The 17,165-nt window shown below is 65.6% G+C and carries 19 protein-coding genes, 1 tRNA gene and 1 riboswitch; of the genes, 10 read left to right on the top strand and 10 right to left on the bottom strand.

The annotated features are described in order from the left end of the window. Positions 1 to 66: 66 nt before the first annotated feature. From AC1MCD_RS03095 to AC1MCD_RS03085, 3 genes are read left to right on the top strand one after another with little or no spacing between them, the layout of a single operon-like run. Positions 67 to 780: an ABC transporter ATP-binding protein gene (locus AC1MCD_RS03095; protein ID WP_498678137.1), complete on the top strand. Its 714-nt coding sequence runs from the start codon at positions 67 to 69 to the stop codon at positions 778 to 780. After that, entirely contained in the window at positions 777 to 2,813 is a 2,037-nt protein-coding gene (locus tag AC1MCD_RS03090) for a YhgE/Pip family protein (RefSeq protein ID WP_498675771.1), read from the top strand. The genes AC1MCD_RS03095 and AC1MCD_RS03090 overlap by 4 nt, the downstream gene beginning before the upstream one ends. Then, positions 2,810 to 3,478 carry a TetR/AcrR family transcriptional regulator gene (locus AC1MCD_RS03085; protein ID WP_498675769.1) on the top strand — a complete coding sequence of 223 codons (669 nt, stop codon included), beginning with the start codon at positions 2,810 to 2,812 and terminating at the stop codon, positions 3,476 to 3,478. Before AC1MCD_RS03090 ends, AC1MCD_RS03085 begins: the two co-directional genes overlap by 4 nt. A 559-nt stretch (positions 3,479 to 4,037) precedes the next feature. Here the strand turns inward: AC1MCD_RS03085 and AC1MCD_RS03080 are convergent. From AC1MCD_RS03080 to AC1MCD_RS03070, 3 genes are all read right to left on the bottom strand, one after another. Next, a complete protein-coding gene (locus AC1MCD_RS03080; protein ID WP_498675767.1) occupies positions 4,038 to 5,066 on the bottom strand; it encodes an EamA family transporter in 1,029 nt (342 codons plus the stop codon). Positions 5,067 to 5,093: 27 nt separating this feature from the next. Then, positions 5,094 to 5,621 carry a SixA phosphatase family protein gene (locus AC1MCD_RS03075; protein WP_498675765.1) on the bottom strand — a complete coding sequence of 176 codons (528 nt, stop codon included), beginning with the start codon at positions 5,619 to 5,621 and terminating at the stop codon, positions 5,094 to 5,096. An 83-nt stretch (positions 5,622 to 5,704) separates the two neighbouring features. Beyond that, entirely contained in the window at positions 5,705 to 6,571 is an 867-nt protein-coding gene (locus AC1MCD_RS03070) for a winged helix-turn-helix domain-containing protein (RefSeq protein ID WP_498675763.1), read from the bottom strand. Between the two features lie 104 nt (positions 6,572 to 6,675). On the opposite strand from AC1MCD_RS03070, the gene AC1MCD_RS03065 reads away from it, so the two are divergent. The 4 genes from AC1MCD_RS03065 to AC1MCD_RS03050 all read left to right on the top strand — a co-directional run bounded on the left by AC1MCD_RS03065 (position 6,676) and on the right by AC1MCD_RS03050 (position 10,481). Then, positions 6,676 to 6,978, top strand: coding sequence for a hypothetical protein (locus tag AC1MCD_RS03065; protein WP_498675761.1), 303 nt, complete (start codon positions 6,676 to 6,678; stop codon positions 6,976 to 6,978). 267 nt (positions 6,979 to 7,245) lie between these two features. Beyond that, positions 7,246 to 7,986 carry a response regulator transcription factor gene (locus AC1MCD_RS03060; RefSeq protein WP_498675759.1) on the top strand — a complete coding sequence of 247 codons (741 nt, stop codon included), beginning with the start codon at positions 7,246 to 7,248 and terminating at the stop codon, positions 7,984 to 7,986. Between the two features lie 11 nt (positions 7,987 to 7,997). Further along, positions 7,998 to 9,530: a sensor histidine kinase gene (locus AC1MCD_RS03055; RefSeq protein ID WP_498675757.1), complete on the top strand. Its 1,533-nt coding sequence runs from the start codon at positions 7,998 to 8,000 to the stop codon at positions 9,528 to 9,530. A gap of 93 nt (positions 9,531 to 9,623) precedes the next feature. After that, positions 9,624 to 9,783, top strand: a riboswitch (cyclic di-AMP (ydaO/yuaA leader). A 5-nt stretch (positions 9,784 to 9,788) separates the two neighbouring features. Continuing rightward, on the top strand, positions 9,789 to 10,481 hold the full coding sequence (locus AC1MCD_RS03050) for an aggregation-promoting factor C-terminal-like domain-containing protein (protein WP_498675755.1): 693 nt from the start codon (positions 9,789 to 9,791) through the stop codon (positions 10,479 to 10,481). A 78-nt stretch (positions 10,482 to 10,559) separates the two neighbouring features. Here AC1MCD_RS03050 and AC1MCD_RS03045 read toward each other — a convergent pair whose 3' ends face one another. The 3 genes from AC1MCD_RS03045 to AC1MCD_RS03035 all read right to left on the bottom strand — a co-directional run bounded on the left by AC1MCD_RS03045 (position 10,560) and on the right by AC1MCD_RS03035 (position 12,372). After that, on the bottom strand, positions 10,560 to 10,940 hold the full coding sequence (locus tag AC1MCD_RS03045) for a VOC family protein (RefSeq protein ID WP_498675753.1): 381 nt from the start codon (positions 10,938 to 10,940) through the stop codon (positions 10,560 to 10,562). Between the two features lie 62 nt (positions 10,941 to 11,002). Further along, positions 11,003 to 11,638, bottom strand: coding sequence for a uracil phosphoribosyltransferase (upp, locus tag AC1MCD_RS03040; protein ID WP_498675751.1), 636 nt, complete (start codon positions 11,636 to 11,638; stop codon positions 11,003 to 11,005). Positions 11,639 to 11,679: 41 nt separating this feature from the next. Beyond that, positions 11,680 to 12,372: a phosphatase PAP2 family protein gene (locus tag AC1MCD_RS03035; RefSeq protein ID WP_498678135.1), complete on the bottom strand. Its 693-nt coding sequence runs from the start codon at positions 12,370 to 12,372 to the stop codon at positions 11,680 to 11,682. Between the two features lie 129 nt (positions 12,373 to 12,501). Between AC1MCD_RS03035 and AC1MCD_RS03030 the strand changes: the two genes are divergently transcribed. Then, on the top strand, positions 12,502 to 13,008 hold the full coding sequence (locus AC1MCD_RS03030) for a nucleoside deaminase (RefSeq protein WP_498675749.1): 507 nt from the start codon (positions 12,502 to 12,504) through the stop codon (positions 13,006 to 13,008). On the opposite strand, the gene AC1MCD_RS03025 is transcribed toward AC1MCD_RS03030, so the two are convergent. The 3 genes from AC1MCD_RS03025 to AC1MCD_RS03015 are packed head-to-tail and all read right to left on the bottom strand — an operon-like array spanning position 13,003 to position 15,496. Continuing rightward, positions 13,003 to 14,052 carry a glycosyltransferase family 4 protein gene (locus tag AC1MCD_RS03025; protein ID WP_498675747.1) on the bottom strand — a complete coding sequence of 350 codons (1,050 nt, stop codon included), beginning with the start codon at positions 14,050 to 14,052 and terminating at the stop codon, positions 13,003 to 13,005. The two genes, AC1MCD_RS03030 and AC1MCD_RS03025, sit on opposite strands and share 6 nt — an antisense overlap. 2 nt (positions 14,053 to 14,054) lie before the next feature. After that, positions 14,055 to 14,450, bottom strand: coding sequence for a 6-pyruvoyl trahydropterin synthase family protein (locus AC1MCD_RS03020; protein ID WP_498675745.1), 396 nt, complete (start codon positions 14,448 to 14,450; stop codon positions 14,055 to 14,057). Beyond that, positions 14,438 to 15,496 carry a zinc-dependent alcohol dehydrogenase gene (locus tag AC1MCD_RS03015; RefSeq protein ID WP_498675743.1) on the bottom strand — a complete coding sequence of 353 codons (1,059 nt, stop codon included), beginning with the start codon at positions 15,494 to 15,496 and terminating at the stop codon, positions 14,438 to 14,440. The genes AC1MCD_RS03020 and AC1MCD_RS03015 overlap by 13 nt, the downstream gene beginning before the upstream one ends. A gap of 137 nt (positions 15,497 to 15,633) precedes the next feature. On the opposite strand from AC1MCD_RS03015, the gene AC1MCD_RS03010 reads away from it, so the two are divergent. Next, positions 15,634 to 15,723, top strand: a tRNA-Ser gene (locus AC1MCD_RS03010). Positions 15,724 to 15,933: 210 nt separating this feature from the next. Then, on the top strand, positions 15,934 to 16,203 hold the full coding sequence (locus tag AC1MCD_RS03005) for a hypothetical protein (RefSeq protein ID WP_498675741.1): 270 nt from the start codon (positions 15,934 to 15,936) through the stop codon (positions 16,201 to 16,203). A gap of 141 nt (positions 16,204 to 16,344) precedes the next feature. Here AC1MCD_RS03005 and AC1MCD_RS03000 read toward each other — a convergent pair whose 3' ends face one another. Beyond that, a complete protein-coding gene (locus tag AC1MCD_RS03000; RefSeq protein WP_498675739.1) occupies positions 16,345 to 17,124 on the bottom strand; it encodes a type 1 glutamine amidotransferase domain-containing protein in 780 nt (259 codons plus the stop codon). Positions 17,125 to 17,165: the final 41 nt, after the last annotated feature.

Here is a 17,165-nt window from a genome sequence, read left to right as displayed (position 1 = left end):
CTTATTTGAACTGACCAGTCAGTTCGGTTAGGATGAGTGCAGACATACGTCGTCGAAAGGTCATCCTTGCTATTTGTCCAGCAGCTCCATGTGAAGGGGCGGCGCGACGATCTGCTCCCGCCCACCTCCCTGCGCGCCAGCCGGGGCGAGCTGCTCCTGGTGGCAGCGGATCGGCAGGACCAGCGGACCGCCCTCGCCCTGACCATCAGTGGCCGGATGAAGCCCAGCGGCGGCAAGATCACGTGGGCCGGCAACTCCCGCACCAGGGCCCTTCGCCTCGCCAGCGCACTGGTCGATTCCCCCGGCGTGAACGAACCGGAGCAGCACCTCAGCGTGCGCGACCTCGTGACCGAGGACCTCGCACTGGTCCCCCGGCGCTACCGCGGCGCGCTCCTCAGCAAACCCTGGCTCAAGGTCAACAGGTTTGAGGACATCGCGGATCTGTGGACCGAGCAGCTGCCCGCCGGCAAACGAATGGAGCTGCTAACGGCCTTGGCGCTGGCCAACCCGCACACGGATCTCCTGGTGGTCGACTCCCCGGACAGGCACAGCGCCAGCGCTGCGGACTGGCTGCCGCGGCTTGAAGCGCTGGCGTACGACGGCGGCCGGCCACTCGCCGTCGTCGCTACCGTCACTGCCCTCCCGGACTCGTGGACGGGACCGTCCGCCGTGATCGGCAACGCGGCCCTGCGGCCGGACGAAACCCCCGCCGCCCCGGCACCTGCCCTGGCTGACGACGAAACAGAAGCCCTTCTACGCGAAACCGAGGACGCCAAGTGACCGTGCTGCGGCTGGCCCGTTCCGAGCTCAAGCGGATGACCGGCGGGTTACTGCCGAAGCTGACCATCCTTGCCCTGATCATGGTGCCGCTCCTGTACGGCGCCGTGTACTTGTACGCCAACTGGAACCCCTACGGGAACCTGAACCAGATCGACGCAGCCCTGGTGGTGGAAGACGCCGGAGCCACATCGGGCGACGGCACCGAACTCCACGCCGGCGAGGACGTGGCCCGCGGGCTGGTCGACGGCCATGTCTTCAACTGGAAGCCGGTCAGCAGTGCCGCAGAGGCCGACGATGGCGTCAGCAGCGGCAAGTACGCGTTTGCACTGAAGATCCCCAGGGACTTCTCCACCAACCTGGTCTCACCGGGCAGCTTCGATTCAGCCAGCCAGGCGATGCTGAACGTCACCACCAACGATGCCAACAACTACCTGCTGAGCACCATCGTGGACAAGCTGACCACCTCGGTTCACAGCACCGTGGCCAAGGAGGTGGGCGAAGAAACCGCAAACCAGCTCCTCACGGGCTTCGGCACCATCCATGCACAGATGCTCAAGGCAGGAGACGGGGCCGGACAGCTGGCCGACGGCATCGCCACCCTCCGCGACGGGGCCACCACCCTGCACACAGGCACTACTGAACTCAGCACCGGGGCCGGGGAGCTCTACGCCGGACAACTGAAACTGCGTGACGGCGCCAACCAGCTGACCGACGGCGCCGGGAAGCTCAGCAGCGGCCTCACCCTCCTGAAGGACAAGACCGCCACTCTCCCCACGGATACCCAGACGCTGGCCAACGGGGCCGCGAGCGTGGCTGCAGGGAACGCGCAGCTGAACACCAAGGTCCAGAACGTCGTCACCCAACTCGATGCCGCGGACCAGGGCCTGCGGGCACGGGTGATCGAATCGAACACCCGCCTCATCGCCGCAGCAGTGATCACGCAGGAGCAGGCGAACAGCATTCTGGCCGATTTCGATGCCGCAGCCGCCTCCAGTCCGGTGGCCGCGGCGAAAGCCACCATCCAGACAGATGCCGCCCAGGTCCAGCAGCTGGCAGACGGCGCCACGGCCGTGAGTGTGGGCGCCGCCCAGCTCGCCGCGGCCACGCCGGCCTTGAAAGACGCCGTGGTACAGGCCTCGGCCGGCGCCGACCAGCTCCACACTGGCGCGGCTACGCTGGCCACCGGCCAGCAGACCGCGCTCGACGGTGCAGGCCGTTTGGCGGAGGGTGCCAAGGCGGTCGACGCCGGTGCGGGGCAGCTTGAGGCCGGTGCCGTTACGGCCGCTGACGGGTCGCGAACGCTCGCTACCGAGATTGCCCGGGGTGCGGGCCAGGTGCCCAACCCCGACGATGCGCAAAAGAACAGCCTCTCGCAGGTGATCGCCGATCCTGTTGCAGTCAGCAACGTCTCGCAGGCCAAAGCGGGCTCCTACGGTGCGGGGCTGGCGCCCTTCTTCCTCACCCTCGCACTGTGGATCGGCATCTTTATGCTGGTCCAGGCCATGCGGCCCATCACCCAGCGGGCCTTGGCGTCGAACGCCCCGTCCTGGAAAATCGCCGTGGGCGGCTGGCTTCCGTTCCTGGCCGTCTCCGCAGTCCAGGCCACGCTCCTGACCTTGGTGGTGGACCTGGCACTGGGCCTGAACCCGGCACATCCGGTCCTGATGTGGCTGTTCATGCTGGCCGCGGCGATGGCGTTCAGCGCCATCATCCAGGGCGTGGTGGCTTTGCTGGGGTCGCCCGGCAAGCTGGTGGTGCTGATCCTGTTGGTGCTGCAGCTCGTATCCTCGGGCGGAACGTTCCCGTGGCAGACCACCCCGCAGCCGCTGCACGTGGTGCACGAGGTCCTCCCGATGGGCTACGTGGTCACCGGCATGCGGCACCTCATCTATGGTGCGGACTTGTCCATGATTGTGCCCACTGTCCTGGGGCTGGTCGGCTACACGCTGCTGGGCGCCGCGATGTCCACCTTCGCGGTCCGGAAGCACAAATACTGGACGCTCAAGACGCTCAAGCCCGAGATCGCCGTATGAGCGCCGTGATGTCCGGCCATGGTGCGGCGGAGAAGAAACTCCGCCCGGCCCGGACCAACGCCACCCGGCAAAAGCTGTTCGACGCCTCCATGGAGCTGATCGGTGAGCGGGGTGCTGCCGGTGTGACCGTGGACGAGATCGCCGCCGCGGCGGGCGTTTCCAAAGGCACCGTCTATTACAACTTCGGCAGCAAGTCCGACCTGATCGCGCAGTTGCTGCGGCATGGCGTGGACATCTTGAAGGCGCGCCTGCTCAGCGCGTCCGGTGGTCCCGGCGCCGGCGGCGCCCCCGGCGCTGCGGGCGGCCCCGCCGTTGACCCCCTGGTGGCCATGGAGGCAATGATCGGGCAGGCCATGGACTTCATGGCTGACTACCCGTCCTTCGCGAGGCTGTGGGTCAGCGAGAACTGGCGCACTCCCAGCGTGTGGCGGGATACCTTTGCCGTGCTCAGGACCGAGCTCCTGACCGTCATCGGCGACGCGATCGAGTCCGTGGCGGCCGCCCACCCCGTCGACGGAACCATCTCGCGCGGCAGCCTGGAGACGGCAATCTTCGGTGCCTGCTTTGTGGTGGGCCTGGACCGGGTAACCTACAACCCGGAGCGGAGCCGTGACCAAAGCGTTGCAGCAATCATGGCGATCATGCGCGGCTACGTGCTGAAGTAACTCCACCCTCGGGGATGATTGATCCCATGCGCCACATGGGTATCAGCGGAAAGTTCGCCCTCATCACGGCTGTCGCCGCACTGGGCATGCTGGTGCTGACTGCCATCACGCTCGAGGAAGCCGTGATGGTCACGTTTTTGGGGCTCGTGGCCGTGGCCTACGTTGCCGCGGTGACCGAAGTCCTGCTGCGGCGCCGCCATGTTGCCCTGGTGGCCACGGGCGTGGGCAGCAGCCTGACCATCGCTTTCTCGCTGGCTTTCCTCAGCACCTGGGAGCTGGCCTTCGTGGATCAGTCGACCATCATAGGGACGCCGCTTCCCACCGACGATCCTGACAATTATTTCTTCTGGGCCGCCGCCTCAGCCGTCGCTACGGTGCTGGTCCTGTTTCTGGGCGTGGCCTGGCCCTCAGGACGTCGGCTCGGAGCCGGGAGCCGGGCGGCGGCCGGTGGTGGCCGGAAGCGCCCGCCGTCGCAGGGCCGGCCTGCAGCCCGGGGTGCGTCGGCCGGGCGCACGCCTGCACCCCGGAACACGGGTACCCGCAGCACCGGGGCAACCGCTCAGCGCGGCTCCGGCTCCCGCGCGCCTGCCCGGCTGCCGGCGGGGGCAGCCAAGCGGCCGTCGTCGTCCGCATCCCCGGCGCGCAAGCCGGCACCCAGACCGGCGCCGCTGGCGGCACCCACGTCCGGCGCCAAAACCACGTCCCGGCGCTGACGCGGCCTGCCTCCTCCGGTGAGTACCGCCGTCGCCACCCCGCCCAGGAGCAGTGCGCCGCCAGCCAGTTCGGCCGGCGTCGGCACCTCCGCCAGTACCAGCCACGCAGCGCTCATGCCAACCACGGGCACCAGCAGCGTGAAGGGAACAACGGCCGACGACGGGTAGCGGGCAAGCAGCCGGTTCCAGATTCCATACCCCACCAACGACCCGAAAATCGCCGTGTACAGCGCGCTGGCGATGGTGACCGGCTGCAGGTGGGCCAGCGTGCCGAGCACGGCGTCGGGCCCATCCACCAGGAGCGAAAGACCTGCAAGTGGCAACGGAACCACGGCCCCGGACCAGACCACCAGGCCCAGCCCTGAGGCTGCCTTGGCCTGGCGTGCGATGACGTTCCCGGCGGCCCAGGACAGCGCCGCGCCCAGCACAATGATCAGCGGCAGCAGGGGCGCCACGGCACTGCGGCCCACGGCCACCACGGCCAGCCCGGCGACGCCAAGAATCACGCCGAACAGCTGGCTGCGGCTGGGGCGCTCCCCCAGGAACCCGGCCGACAGGAGAACCGTCAGCAGCACCTGCGCCTGGAGCACCAGCGAGGCAAGGCCAGCCGGCATGCCAAGGGCCATGGCCAGATACAGGAGGCCAAACTGGCCGGCACTCATAAAGAGCCCGACGCCGATGATCGCCTTCCAGCTCACATCCGGCTTCCGGATAAAGAAGATCAAGGGGAAGACCACCAGGACGAACCGCATGGCGACAAACAGGAGCGGCGGCACCTCGCCGGCATCGGCATGCAAACCCATGTCGATCGCCACGAAGTTCACGCCCCAAAGGACGGCGACCAGCAGGGCCAGGAGGGAGTGTCGGAGGTTCACCGTCCAACTCTGCCAGACTCCAGCGCGTCAGTGGGCCCGGGGAACCTTGAATTTGGTGATCCGGGCGTCCTGGCCGTCGAGTTCGGCCCAGGACTTTTCAGTTTCCAGCACTGTCAGGGCGCTGGTGGGGTAGCGCGTGGCTGCATCCATGTAGGCGTCATGGTTTGAGTCCCGTGATGCCAGATGCATGGCGAGATCCTGGACGCCGGGCATGTGCGAGATGAGCATCAGCGTGGTGACGGTGTCCGGCACATGGTTGACCACGGTGAGCATGCGCAGCGCGGAGGCGGCATACAGGCCATCCTCAAGTTTCGGCGTCGGGGCCTTATCCCCCAACTCCGCGCATACCCACGTGCACGTCTGCCTGGTGCGCAGGGCGCTGGAGCACAGGATGAAGTCGGGCAGGATGCCGTGCTTGACCAGCCATCTACCGGCCAGCGGTGCCTCCCGGTGCCCGCGCTCCTCCAGCGGCCGTTCATGATCCGCAACCCCGCCGGGCCAGTCAGCCTTGGCATGGCGCATGATCACCAAGCGTTTGATGTGGTGGTCACTCATCCCCCAAGCCTAACGCCCAAAAACACCAGCCGCGGAGGCCAAAAAGTAGCCGCAAAGGCCAATACTCACGTGCGTCGCTAAGGCTAGATCGAGTATTCGGGAGCGGCCCAAACCACAACTTCGGGGTGCTCGTAGAAGCGGTAGCCCTGGCCCCGGACGGTGCGCACGGTGTTGGCGAGGCGGCCGAGCTTGGAGCGGAGGCGGCGGATGTGGACGTCGATGGTGCGCTCGTTGGGGACTTCCTCGGCGTTGCGCCACAGGCCTTCGAGCAGTTCATCGCGGCCAACGGTGCGGGTGCCGTTCTCGACGAGGTAGTTGAGGAGTTCGAATTCCTTGAAGGTCAGGTTCAGGGATTCGCCGTCGAGGTGGACTTCGCGGCGGGCCAGGTCGATGAGGACGCCGGAGGGGCGGGGCTCCGCGGCCTGCTGCAGCCGTGCAGTTTCGGTGCGTTTCTGGGCGTTGACGGTCGGGTCACCGAAGGTGGAACGGACGACGTCGAGCGCGGAACCGGGGGTGCCGGCCGGGGCCATGGCCACGGCAGCGTAGCTTTCGGCACCGGTCACGAGGGACTGTGCGTAGGCGCGGATTTCCTGGGCAAGCTTGGCGATGGAGGTCCCGGCAGCCGCCGCGGTTTCCTCGTCGATGCCCATGTAGAGGACGAATCCACGGGCAAGGTTGTCGTTCGCGGCAGGCCGGGCGGTGTTGTTCCCTGCTATGACCGGCGTCGGCGCGGTGAAAGGTGCAGATTCAGAGGGCTGCACGGCGCGGAGCTGGCCGTAGGAGTTGGGATTGTAGCCCTGGGGCACGTAGCCGGGAGCGGGAAACCCGGTTCCGCCGGCGGCCGGCGCGAACGCCTGGCGGGTACCAAACCCTTGACGGAGCCCGGAAGCCTGGCTGGGCTTACCTGCGTTACGGACGGAGATGTGGACGTATCCGGATGCAACTGACATGAATGCTTACCTCAATGTGAATGGCCGTCATTGCGGCTCGAGTGCTGGGTTCCCGCAAGGAGAAATCTGGGAGGGGGCGCCCGACTCTGGACTAGGGGAGGCGAATGCCTAAGAACTTCGTGGGGTCTGAAGGTCAGGCGTGCATTCGACAACAGCGCATGTCGGCAGCAACGGATGTGCTGGGCCAATATTCTGCGGCTGCAGGTGCTGTTGAGTTCTTGTTCACAATTCAAAGTGTGCAACGTAACAATGAAAACTTGCAAGTAACAAAGGCCCCATTCGTCCGCATTCTGAGACAAACGGACGAGAATGTGCCCCGTATCACAATTCGGCGAGTTGGCATCTGGGTTATTCAAATTCGCGGCTGGCGGCCTCACATGCGCCTGCGGAAGAATATTATTCGATAAGCTGGTCATTCCTGGAATCTGCGGAGACTTCATGCGCTTGACGTAGAATCAGCGCATCGACGGGGTTACGTTGTCCAATCACCCGGAAAATTTGTCTTAGGCGGGCACGATTTATCGAGCGCCGGCGCTCGTCTTGCCGGCCGGGGGTTTTCCGCCCGGCACGGTCAATAGTCAGGGGACGATTGTCCAGCTCGCTACGCTGAGAGTCACAGCTCGCACACAGGAACCACAAAGCGTGGGCTAACCGAAAGATCAGAGAGTTGTCCCATGGCCACTTCGCACTCCATGACCAACAACCTTCCGCAGCTGACCCACCCGGACGGCTCCCCTATCCGCGCCCTGGTGGTGGATGACGAACCGAGCCTTTCGGAGCTCATGAGCATGGGGCTGCGCATGGCCGGCTGGTCCGTTGCCGTGGCTGCGGACGGCCCGGAGGCCGTCAAGCTTGCCAAGGAGTTCCGCCCGGACGTCCTGGTGCTGGACGTCATGCTGCCAGGGTTCGACGGCGTTGAGCTGCTGGGCAGGATCCGCGCCTTTGCGCCTGAGGTGCCAGCCCTTTTCCTCACTGCCAAGGACGCTGTCCAGGACCGGATCGTCGGCCTGGCGGCCGGCGGGGATGATTACGTCACCAAGCCCTTCAGCATGGAAGAGGTGCTGCTGCGGTTGCACCGGCTGGTCCAGCGGTCCGGGGTGGCTGCCATGGACACGGCCGAGCTGGTGGTGGGCGATCTTGTCCTCAACGTCGATACGCGCGAAGTCACACGCGCCGGGGACGACCTGCAGCTCACGGCAACCCAGTTCGAGCTGCTCCGGTACCTGATGGAGAACCCCAAGCGCGTGATCAGCAAAGCCCAGATCCTGGACCGAGTGTGGAACTACGACTTCGGCGGCCAGGCGAACATCGTGGAACTCTACATTTCCTACCTGCGCAAAAAGGTGGACGCGGTGCACCCGCCCATGATCCATACCGTGCGGGGTGCCGGCTACGTCATCAAGCCCGCCGAATAGCGCGGCAGGCCATGTCCGCGCAACAAGTTACCCCGCATCCGGGCCGCAGCTGGCTGAAACCAGCCACCTGGCACCTGCGCACCCGCCTGATCCTGCTGGCCATGGCCCTGCTGGTGGCAATCTGCGGTGCGGTGGGACTGTTCAGTTATGCCTCGATGGATTCCTTTCTCACGAGGCAGCTGGATCAGCAGCTGAGCCAGGCAGCCAACCGCTCGAACGATCCCGGCCGGCCCCAGGGTGGAGGTGGCTTCAACGGTAGGGACCCGCTCGATGCCCGGGGGCAGAGCGTGGGAACACTCAATGCGCGCATCTTGAACGGCCAGATCAACAGCGGCGGTTACCTGGACTCGGACGCTACGCGCTCTGCGCTCAGCACGGAAGATAAGCAGGCCCTGCTCGCGCTGGCCCGAAACGGCAATCCTGTGGACCGCCAGCTGTCCAACGGGGATTACCGGATTGTGGCCGTGGAAACGGGCTTCGGTGACGTTTTGGTCACGGGACTTCCGTTGGATGCCAAGGAAAGCACCCTGGCGTCACTTGTATGGACCTTCGTGTTTGTTTCCCTTGGCGGGCTGTTGCTGATCGGTCTGGCGGGGACGGTGCTCATCCGGCGCACCATGCAGCCGCTGGAGCAGCTTTCCGAGGTTGCGACACGGGTGGCGCGGCTTCCGCTGGACGCCGGCGAGGTGGCACTGGCCGTGCGCGTCCCGCCGTCGAACGCCAACCCCGGAACCGAGGTGGGCAGCGTCGGCCATGCCCTGAATCTGATGTTGGACAACGTTTCCAGCGCACTTGAGGCGCGTCAACGAAGCGAAACCAAGGTGCGGCAGTTCGTCGCGGACGCCTCCCATGAACTGCGGACTCCCCTGACGGCCATCCGCGGCTACACGGAGCTGATGCGGATGACGGAGAACTTCACCCCGGACGGCAGGAAGTCGCTCGCGAGGGTGCAGAGCCAGTCCGAGCGCATGACCACACTCGTGGAGGATCTGCTCCTGCTGGCCCGGCTGGACGAGGGGCAAGCCCTGAAACTCGGCGAGGTTGACCTGACGCAGCTCGTGATCGAGGCGGTCAGCGATGAGAAGGTGATAGCCCCGGACCATAACTGGCATCTGGAACTCCCCGACGAGCCGCTCTCAGTCAACGGCGATGCGTCGAAGCTGCGCCAAGTGCTGGTCAACCTGCTTTCCAACGCGCGCAAGCACACGGCGCCGGGGACCACCGTGGTCACCAGCGTGCGGACGTCAGAGGACGGCCGCGCTGTGGTGACCGTGACGGACGACGGCGCGGGCATCCCACCCGAATTCGTAGACCACGCTTTCGCCCGCTTCGCCCGCGCAGACGCAGCCCGCAAAAGCACGGCGCCGGGTTCCGGCGCCGGGGCCGCAGAAGGCACCAGCGGCCTGGGCCTGTCCATCGTGCAGTCCATTGTTGAGGCGCACGGGGGCACAGTGGAGGTGACGTCGAAACCCGGCTGCACCCAGTTCGCGCTCCACCTCCCCACTGGAGTCGGCGCACCGCAAGCCAACACGCCGACGTCGTGATGCTCGTTACCAAAATGTGACTTAAGCGCCACGCTCCTGTACCGTCGATAGAGTGCGGATCCCGTTCGGGCCGCACATCCGGATGACGCCAAGCTCTGCCGCTTCCCGGATTCCCGATCGATCGAGGCAGAGGCGGGGGACCCAGAGTCCCGGACCCAAGTGTCCTTGGGGTGAAGCCAGCACGTGATGTTTCCGTGTGGCCGGATGCCCTCATCCGAACCCGACAGCTAACTCCGCAGGTGTGAGAGGCGATCCATCATGTCTGAATCCAAGGTAGAAACACGCCCGCATAACGGGTCAAACAAACTTCGCAACCGAATTCCCTCCCTGGGACAGCGCGTTGCCGTGCTCGGCACAGCGTGCGCCCTCCTGATCGGGCTGGGTGCAGCGGGCCAGGCGTCCGAATCCGGCAGCCTCACAGCGGTCAGCGACACCCAGAAAATGTCCACTGCCGAGATCGAGTCGCCACTGACGATGGAAAAGGCCGAGATGCAGGCCAAGTCTGTGCCGGCACCTGCGGCTCCTGAAATCAGCGTTGCCCCGCAGGCCGCCGAGCCCGCACCGGCCCCCGTTCCGGCACCGGCCCCCGCACCCGAGGCCGCACCGGCCCCCGCGCCGGAGCCTGCTCCTGTTGTGGCCGTCAACGACCCCGCCGGTGCCCAGGCCTACGCCGCCGGCCAGCTGGCCAGCTACGGCTGGGCCCCGGACCAGATGCAGTGCCTGCAGACGCTGTGGACCAAGGAATCCGACTGGACCACCACGGCGACCAACGCCAGCAGCGGTGCGTATGGCATCGTCCAATCGCTGCCCGCCGAGAAGATGGCGAGCGCCGGCGCGGACTACCTCACCAACTACCGCACGCAGATCAACTGGGGCCTGAATTACATCCAGGAGCGTTACCAGTCGCCGTGCGGCGCGCTGAACTTCCACCTGTCGAACAACTGGTACTAAACCCGGTTCTCCCCGGATCCGTACCGCAGCAGGCCCTGAGTCCCCCCGGTTCAGGGCCTGCTGCTGTGTCCGGATGAATTAGCTTTGGGACTCGCGGCCCGGAATGTACTGCACGGCCCACTTGTTTCCGTCGGGATCCGCAAAGTAGACAAAGTGGCCCCAGTCCTGGACATCCACGTCACTCACGTCCACCCCGTTGCTCTTGAGGTGGTGGTGGGCGGCCTGGATGTCGCTGACTACCATCTGCAGGCTGGGGGCGGTGCCCGGCGGGGCGTCATTGAGACCCTCGCCAATGCAGATCGAGCAGGCGGAGCCGGGCGGTGTCAGCTGGACAAAGCGGATCCCGTCGCCGGGCCGCTCGTCGTAGTCAGCGTTGAAGCCCACCTTGTTGACGTAGAAATCCTTGGCGCGGTCCACGTCGGATACAGGGACAAAGACAAGTTCGAGTTTCCAGTCCATTCGCACAGGCTAGCGGCGGGCTCCTGAATCCGGAAGGCCCCGTTGCCCTTGCGCCCGGGAATCTAACCGGCGATGCCGTAGAGGCGGTCTCCTGCATCGCCGAGTCCCGGCACAATGTATGACTTCTCGTTGAGCTTTTCGTCGATGGAGGCCAGGACAATGGTGACGTTGGCGTCAGCAAGTTCTTCTTCCAGCTTCGCCAGGCCTTCCGGCGCGGCCAGGAGGCAGATGCAGGTGACATCCGAGGCGCCGCGCTTAAAGAGGAATTTGATGGCTTCGCGCAGGGTGCCGCCGGTGGCCAGCATGGGGTCCAGGACAAAGATCTGCCGGTCGGTGAGGTCCTCCGGCAGGCGTTCGGCGTAGGTGATGATGTCCAGCGTTTCCTCGTCGCGGGCCATGCCCAGGAAACCCACCTCGGCTGTGGGGACCAGTTTGGTCATGCCCTCGAGCATGCCAAGGCCGGCGCGCAGGATGGGAACCACCAGCGGCGTGGGCTTGGTGAAGGCGGTGCCCACGGTGGTGCTAACCGGCGTTTCGATGGTCACATCCTGGGTGCGCACATCGCGGGTGGCCTCGTACGCGAGCAGTGTCACCAGCTCTTCCGTCAGCATCCGGAAGACCGGAGACGGGGTGTTTTTGTCCCGCAGGACGGTGAGCTTATGGGCGACCAGCGGGTGGTCCACAACAAGAGTGCGCATGGGTCAAAACTATCATCCGGGCAGGGCGGCCCTGCCCGGAATCAGCTGGGCTGATCGTCCCGGATGGCGTGGTGCTCGAATGTGGGTGCCGGACCGGCGTGCTCGCGTTTCCGGAGTACATGGAAAAGCCGATGGGCCAGGATCACTATTCCCACCCAGGCGAGCCCGAGGAACCAGCCGGCCATAACGTCGGTCATCCAGTGGTGGCCCAGGAAAACGCGGCTCAGGCCCATGGCGATGATGAAGACCACGCCGGCAGCGATGGCGGTGATGCGCGCCCAGGTCATCTCAAACTGGAGGCACATGATGTAGACAAGAACACCAATCACCACCGTGGTGTTGAGCGTGTGGCCGCTGGGGAACGAGGGCGACGTCTCGTACGGCGGGACCGCATCGGCGTGGTCCGGCCGAGTGCGGCCAACCAGGCGCTTGCCCACCGTCGTCGCCGTTGTGGAAACCGCCGCGGCACCGCCCACCAGGATGATGGGGCGCCAGGTCCGGCTCAGGAACGTGAGCCATGCCGTCAGGATGCTGGCCAGGATGGGCATGCCGATGCCCCCGCCGATATTGGTGAACGCCGTGACGCCCGCATCCAGCCCGGGGTTCCGCAGGCTCTCAGCCAACCCGAGCGCCGGCTGGTCCAAGGAGGTCAGTCCTGCGTCGTCCACCACACTGTCGTAGACCTCGGCACCGAGCAGCGCCATGATGACCACCAGCACGCCACCCACCAGCATGGTGATCCACAGGGCGGCGTACGGTTTGAACCATTGGCCTACACGGGCCCTGAATGTATTAACATCCACGAGTTCCTCCTGCGTCAGTGGGTGGCAAGGACGGATATCCCTCGAAACTATCATTGAGCCATGGCGCCCGGCGAAAAGAAACACAGCGAGTGGATGGGCCTTGCCCTCGACGAAGCCCGTCTGGCTCTGGCCACGGAGGACGTGCCCATCGGTGCAGTGGTCATAGGGCCCGACGGCGGCGTGCTGGGTTCGGGACGGAACCAGCGGGAAGAGCTGGGTGACCCCACCGCCCACGCGGAGGTGGTGGCCATCCGCCAGGCGGCCGGGAAGCTGCGTGCCCTCTCGAAGCGTGATGGCGGCGCCGGGGACGGCTGGCGGCTGGCAGACTGCACGCTCGTGGTCACTTTGGAGCCGTGTGCCATGTGCGCCGGCGCGGTGGTACTGGCCAGGATTCCGCGGGTGGTTTTCGGGGCCTGGGATGAGAAAGCCGGCGCGGCCGGTTCGGTGTTCGATGTCCTCCGCGAGCGCCGGCTCAATCATTGGGTGGAGGTCTACGGCGGCGTCAGGGAAGACGAGTGCGGGGCCCTGCTGAAGGATTTCTTCGCCGCCCACCGCGGCAAGCTATAGCTCACCGAGGATGGCCGCCACGTTCTGCGCTGTGGTGTCCCAGCCTGGCAAATTTTCCCGGGCCTCGAGCGCAGCGGTCTGCCAACCTGCACGGAGCGTGCGGTCCGACAACCACTCCCGGATGGCCGCCGCAAGAATCTCCGGCTCGCGGCTTTCACCGCCGGCAAGCACGACGGCGGTTCCCGGCAGGACCGGCCCGGCGCCCATCCCCAGCGCCTCCACGGCTCCGGTGGCGGCCCGGACGATGACCGGGATTCCGCGGGCCAGCGATTCCGTCACCACCAAACCGAACGCTTCGGCCCGTGACACAAGCACGCTCAGGTCCGCCAGGTTCCATTCATCCGCCAAAGCGTTTCCGGTGAGCTCGCCAGTTAGCCGGATCCTGCTGTCCAGTCCGTGCGAGCTGATCGCCGCCCGGACCTGCGCCGCGTAGGCGGGATCGGCGCTTTCCGTACCCACCAGTGATGCCGTCCACGCCAGATCCTGGAGCTTGGCGAGCGCTTCCACCACCAGCAGCTGGCACTTGTTGGGGAGCAGCGCGGCTACCGAGACGATGTGCGCGGGGTCCGAGCCGGCAGCCACTGGCGCGGAATCCGTACCGGGCAGGGCAACCCGGCTGGTCTCAATGCCGTGCCGTTCCCTGACGTGGTCCGCGGCCGACGTACTGCTGCAGATCACGCCGGCGGCTGCCTGCAGCGCCCGCCGTTCGCCGTCGACATGACCGGGGAACGGCATGTGGAGCAGGATCCAGGCGCCGTTCCCCGCGGCCGCGGCAGCCTCCAGTTCGGCAGGGGCGCCGCAGGCGATGAGCCCGTCCACCACCGTGACCGTGGCTGACTGGTTCCCCGCCCCTGGTTCGCCGAGGCCCAGCAGGCTGGCCAGCCGCCGTCGTTCACTGATGCCGGCGTCCGGCCAGTCCCCCTTCGCCGCGACCACCTTAACGTCGACGCCCAAAGCCCGCAACCCCTCGGTGAGGCGTGCGTTGTAGACGTTGCCGCCTGAGTTGTGGCTGACGTTGCCGGGGACCAGGAACCTGACGCGCACGGTCAGGCGGAGAAGTCGAGGGCGTACGTAGCCCAGGCGTCAGGGTTTTCGCGCAGGGTGACGTCGATGCCGGCCAGCTCGCGGCCGTCAGCATCGTCCTTGATCTTGCCCGCCACCGCCTGGGCGATGTATTCGGCCAGCGCCTCGGTGGTGCTGAGCTTGCCGGCGAAGTCCGGGTGCTCATCGAGGTTGGTGTAATTGAGTCCCGCCAGGACCCCTTCGATGATGCCGCCGGCGGCTCCGATGTCCAGCACAATCGCATCGTTGTTCAAAGCACGACGCCGGAACGTCACCTCCGCCACGAACGTGGCCCCGTGCAGGGCCTGGGCGGGGCCGAAGACCTCGCGCGGAAGGCTGTGGGCGATCATGAAGTGGCGGCGGATGGTCAGGCTGAACACGGGCTACGTCCTGTCTTTGGGTCTGGGCTACTGGATTCTTCAGCGTGGGGGTATTCGATCACGTGGCACAGGGCTTCGAGTTTTCCATTGGCGAGGCTCTGCACCACGTCCGGCAGGTCTGCGAAGGGCGACGCCCCGGTGAGGAAGGCGTCAAAAACAGGGTCCGCCAGGAGCGATACAGCCAGACTCAGGCGGTCGGCGGTGGTCCGCCGGTGCCTTCGCGCCCGGGCCACAACGCCCACCTGGCTGGCCCTGATGGAGAGCCGGCGGGCATGGAAGTCCTCCCCGAGCGGCAGGGTGACGTCGCGGTTGGCGTACCAGGACATTTCGATGACATCGGCCTCGTCGCCGGCCAGTTGCAGGCATCGTTCCAAGCCTTCCTGGGACGCGGAGCAGTGGAACACGATGTCGCAGTCCGCTTCGGCATCATCCGGGTGGGCGAATTCCACGCCCAGCTTGTCCGCCAGTTGCTTCCGTTTCGGGTCCAGATCCACGAGTTGCAGGCGGGCCAGCGGGAACGTGCGCAGGAGCGTGGCCACCATCCCGCCCACCAGCCCGGCACCCACGACGGCGATCCTGTCCCCCAGCCTCGGCCCGGCTTCCCAGAGTGCATTGATGGCTGTCTCCACGGTCCCGGTCAGCACGGCGCGGCGGGCGGGGACGCCGTCGGGAATTCTGGTCAGCGCGGCGGCGCCGATGACGTAACGGTCCTGATGCGGATTCAGGCAGAAGACCTTTTGGCCCTTCCAGTCATCGGGGCCCTGTTCAACGATGCCGACAGAAAGGTAGCCGAACTTCACCGGAGAGGGAAACGAGCCCTCCTGGTGTGGCGCGCGCATGGCCTCAGCCACCCGCGGCGGCACGGAGCAGGTGTGAACCACAATTTCCGTGCCTTTGCTGATGCCGGAGTAGAGGGTACGGACCAGCACTTCGCCGGGTCCCGGTGCGCGCAGCGGCTCGTCCCGGAGTTCACCCTGTTCCGGCCCGGTGGTCCAATAGGCCGTTGCCTGAGCTGCTTGAGGAGTCACTGCATCTGAAGTAGTCATCTTGCTTACGAACCTATCCGGTCTGACATGGGCGATGAAAGTCTGGTGCCAGCACGCGCAGGCACCGATCAGTTCCCGCCAGCGGACCGCCGGCCGTTTTGGGGATGTGCGCCTTGCTCCGGTACCCTAGTCAGGTTGGTGACGTGTCCGAGCGGCCGAAGGTGCAACACTCGAAATGTTGTTTGGTGTCAAAGCCAACGTGGGTTCAAATCCCACCGTCACCGCCAAGTGAGAAGGCGTCTACATCGTTGATAATCCAGCGAAGTAGGCGCCTTCGCTTTTTGTAATTTGGTCCCGTGAGGCAGTACGGCGCCCAGGTCCGGGCAATGAAGATCGAGCATAGGCCCCTGTTTTTCCTTCGACCTGAGACGTACCCTTGGCGGAACCCGAGCCTTGGACGGCGGGTTCTGAGGAAGTGGGAAGGGTGAACTTACGAGATGACACTCAAAGAAGAGTGGGATCGGCTTGATTCCAAGACGCGTCAGTGGCTTTTGAATAACCCGGGATGTGTGATGGTGCCTCGCACCGTCGCTGCAACGATTATGCGGAATTCCGCCGGGCACATTGAAGTCGACGGGCATGGCCAGATGAGCCTTTCCCGTGAGGACCTCGATTTCATTCGGGACAAGGGGACTGGCCGGGACGCGGAGCCGGTTAGCGAGGAATTCCGGTTCTTCGATGCGGCTCAACCCCGAGAGCACATTTAGACGGCCGGTGCGGCGCCAGCTGACGCAGCGGTCTGCGCCGTCTGACGTCGCATCCGGCCAGTGCCAAGATGGCTGATGGCCTACTTTTCCTCGTCACCCGAGGGGAAGTAGGCCTATCGCCATGCCTGGAAGCCACGGATGTTAGTGATCCCCCTCAGCAGCCGCCATCTTCTTGGCGTTCTTCTCGGCGTCCTTCTCGGCGCGCAGAGCCTCCGTCTCGTGTTGTTCCTCGGCCTTCTCCTTGTGGATGAGCTGTGCGAAGAGCTTCTCCATCTCCTTGGCCACGCCCGCGGCTGAAGCCGGGTTCTGCCCGGTCACCAGCCGGTCATCAACCACCACCATCTCCTCGAAGACACCAGCCGAGACGTGGGTGGCACCCTGTTCCTCAAGCCGGTCAGCCAAGAAGAACGGGATGACCTTGTCCTTCCCCGCGGCAATCTCCTCGTCATTGGTGAAGGCGGCCACCTTCCGGCCCTCGACGAGGCGAAGCCCGTTCTCCAATTCCACGTTCAGCAGCCCCGCCGGCCCGTGGCAGACCGCGCCCACCAATCCGCCGGCGTTGTAGACGCTGGCAACGAGGTTCTGCAGGCCTTCGCTGTCCGGGAAGTCCCACATGGTGCCGTGGCCACCGACGAGGTAGACGGCGTCGTACTGTCCGGGATCAACGACGTCGACGCGGGCAGTGTTGTATAGCCCGGCGCGCGTGGTTTCGTCCGTCGTGAAGGCGACCTGGATGGGATCTTCCGAGTCCACCTCATCACGCGGGGGCTGGCCGCCCTTGATGGATGCGAAGTCGACGAAATGCCCGGAATCCTTGAAGACCTTCCAGGGGTGTGCTGCCTCGGCCACGTTGTAGCCGGTCTTCTCTCCGGTATCGCCGATCTCGGAAACGCTGGTCAGTACCATGAGGATTTTCTTCATGAAGTTCTCCTATCGTCCGATTCCCACCCTACGCCAGCCCG

It is taken from the genome of Arthrobacter sp. BF1 (assembly GCF_056680215.1).
This window is presented reverse-complemented; position numbering and strand designations above follow the sequence as displayed.

Bases quoted from the DNA above. Each gene is read 5' to 3' on its own strand.
- AC1MCD_RS03085 (WP_498675769.1), top strand. From the start codon at position 2,810: ATGAGCGCCGTGATGTCCGGCCATGGTGCGGCGGAGAAGAAACTCCGC.
- AC1MCD_RS03075 (WP_498675765.1), bottom strand. From the start codon at position 5,621: ATGAGTGACCACCACATCAAACGCTTGGTGATCATGCGCCATGCCAAG.
- AC1MCD_RS03070 (WP_498675763.1), bottom strand. From the start codon at position 6,571: ATGTCAGTTGCATCCGGATACGTCCACATCTCCGTCCGTAACGCAGGT.
- AC1MCD_RS03065 (WP_498675761.1), top strand. From the start codon at position 6,676: ATGCCTAAGAACTTCGTGGGGTCTGAAGGTCAGGCGTGCATTCGACAA.
- AC1MCD_RS03060 (WP_498675759.1), top strand. From the start codon at position 7,246: ATGGCCACTTCGCACTCCATGACCAACAACCTTCCGCAGCTGACCCAC.
- AC1MCD_RS03055 (WP_498675757.1), top strand. From the start codon at position 7,998: ATGTCCGCGCAACAAGTTACCCCGCATCCGGGCCGCAGCTGGCTGAAA.
- AC1MCD_RS03050 (WP_498675755.1), top strand. From the start codon at position 9,789: ATGTCTGAATCCAAGGTAGAAACACGCCCGCATAACGGGTCAAACAAA.
- AC1MCD_RS03045 (WP_498675753.1), bottom strand. From the start codon at position 10,940: ATGGACTGGAAACTCGAACTTGTCTTTGTCCCTGTATCCGACGTGGAC.
- upp (WP_498675751.1), bottom strand. From the start codon at position 11,638: ATGCGCACTCTTGTTGTGGACCACCCGCTGGTCGCCCATAAGCTCACC.
- AC1MCD_RS03035 (WP_498678135.1), bottom strand. From the start codon at position 12,372: ATGCTGGTGGGTGGCGTGCTGGTGGTCATCATGGCGCTGCTCGGTGCC.
- AC1MCD_RS03030 (WP_498675749.1), top strand. From the start codon at position 12,502: ATGGCGCCCGGCGAAAAGAAACACAGCGAGTGGATGGGCCTTGCCCTC.
- AC1MCD_RS03015 (WP_498675743.1), bottom strand. From the start codon at position 15,496: ATGACTACTTCAGATGCAGTGACTCCTCAAGCAGCTCAGGCAACGGCC.
- AC1MCD_RS03005 (WP_498675741.1), top strand. From the start codon at position 15,934: ATGACACTCAAAGAAGAGTGGGATCGGCTTGATTCCAAGACGCGTCAG.
- AC1MCD_RS03000 (WP_498675739.1), bottom strand. From the start codon at position 17,124: ATGAAGAAAATCCTCATGGTACTGACCAGCGTTTCCGAGATCGGCGAT.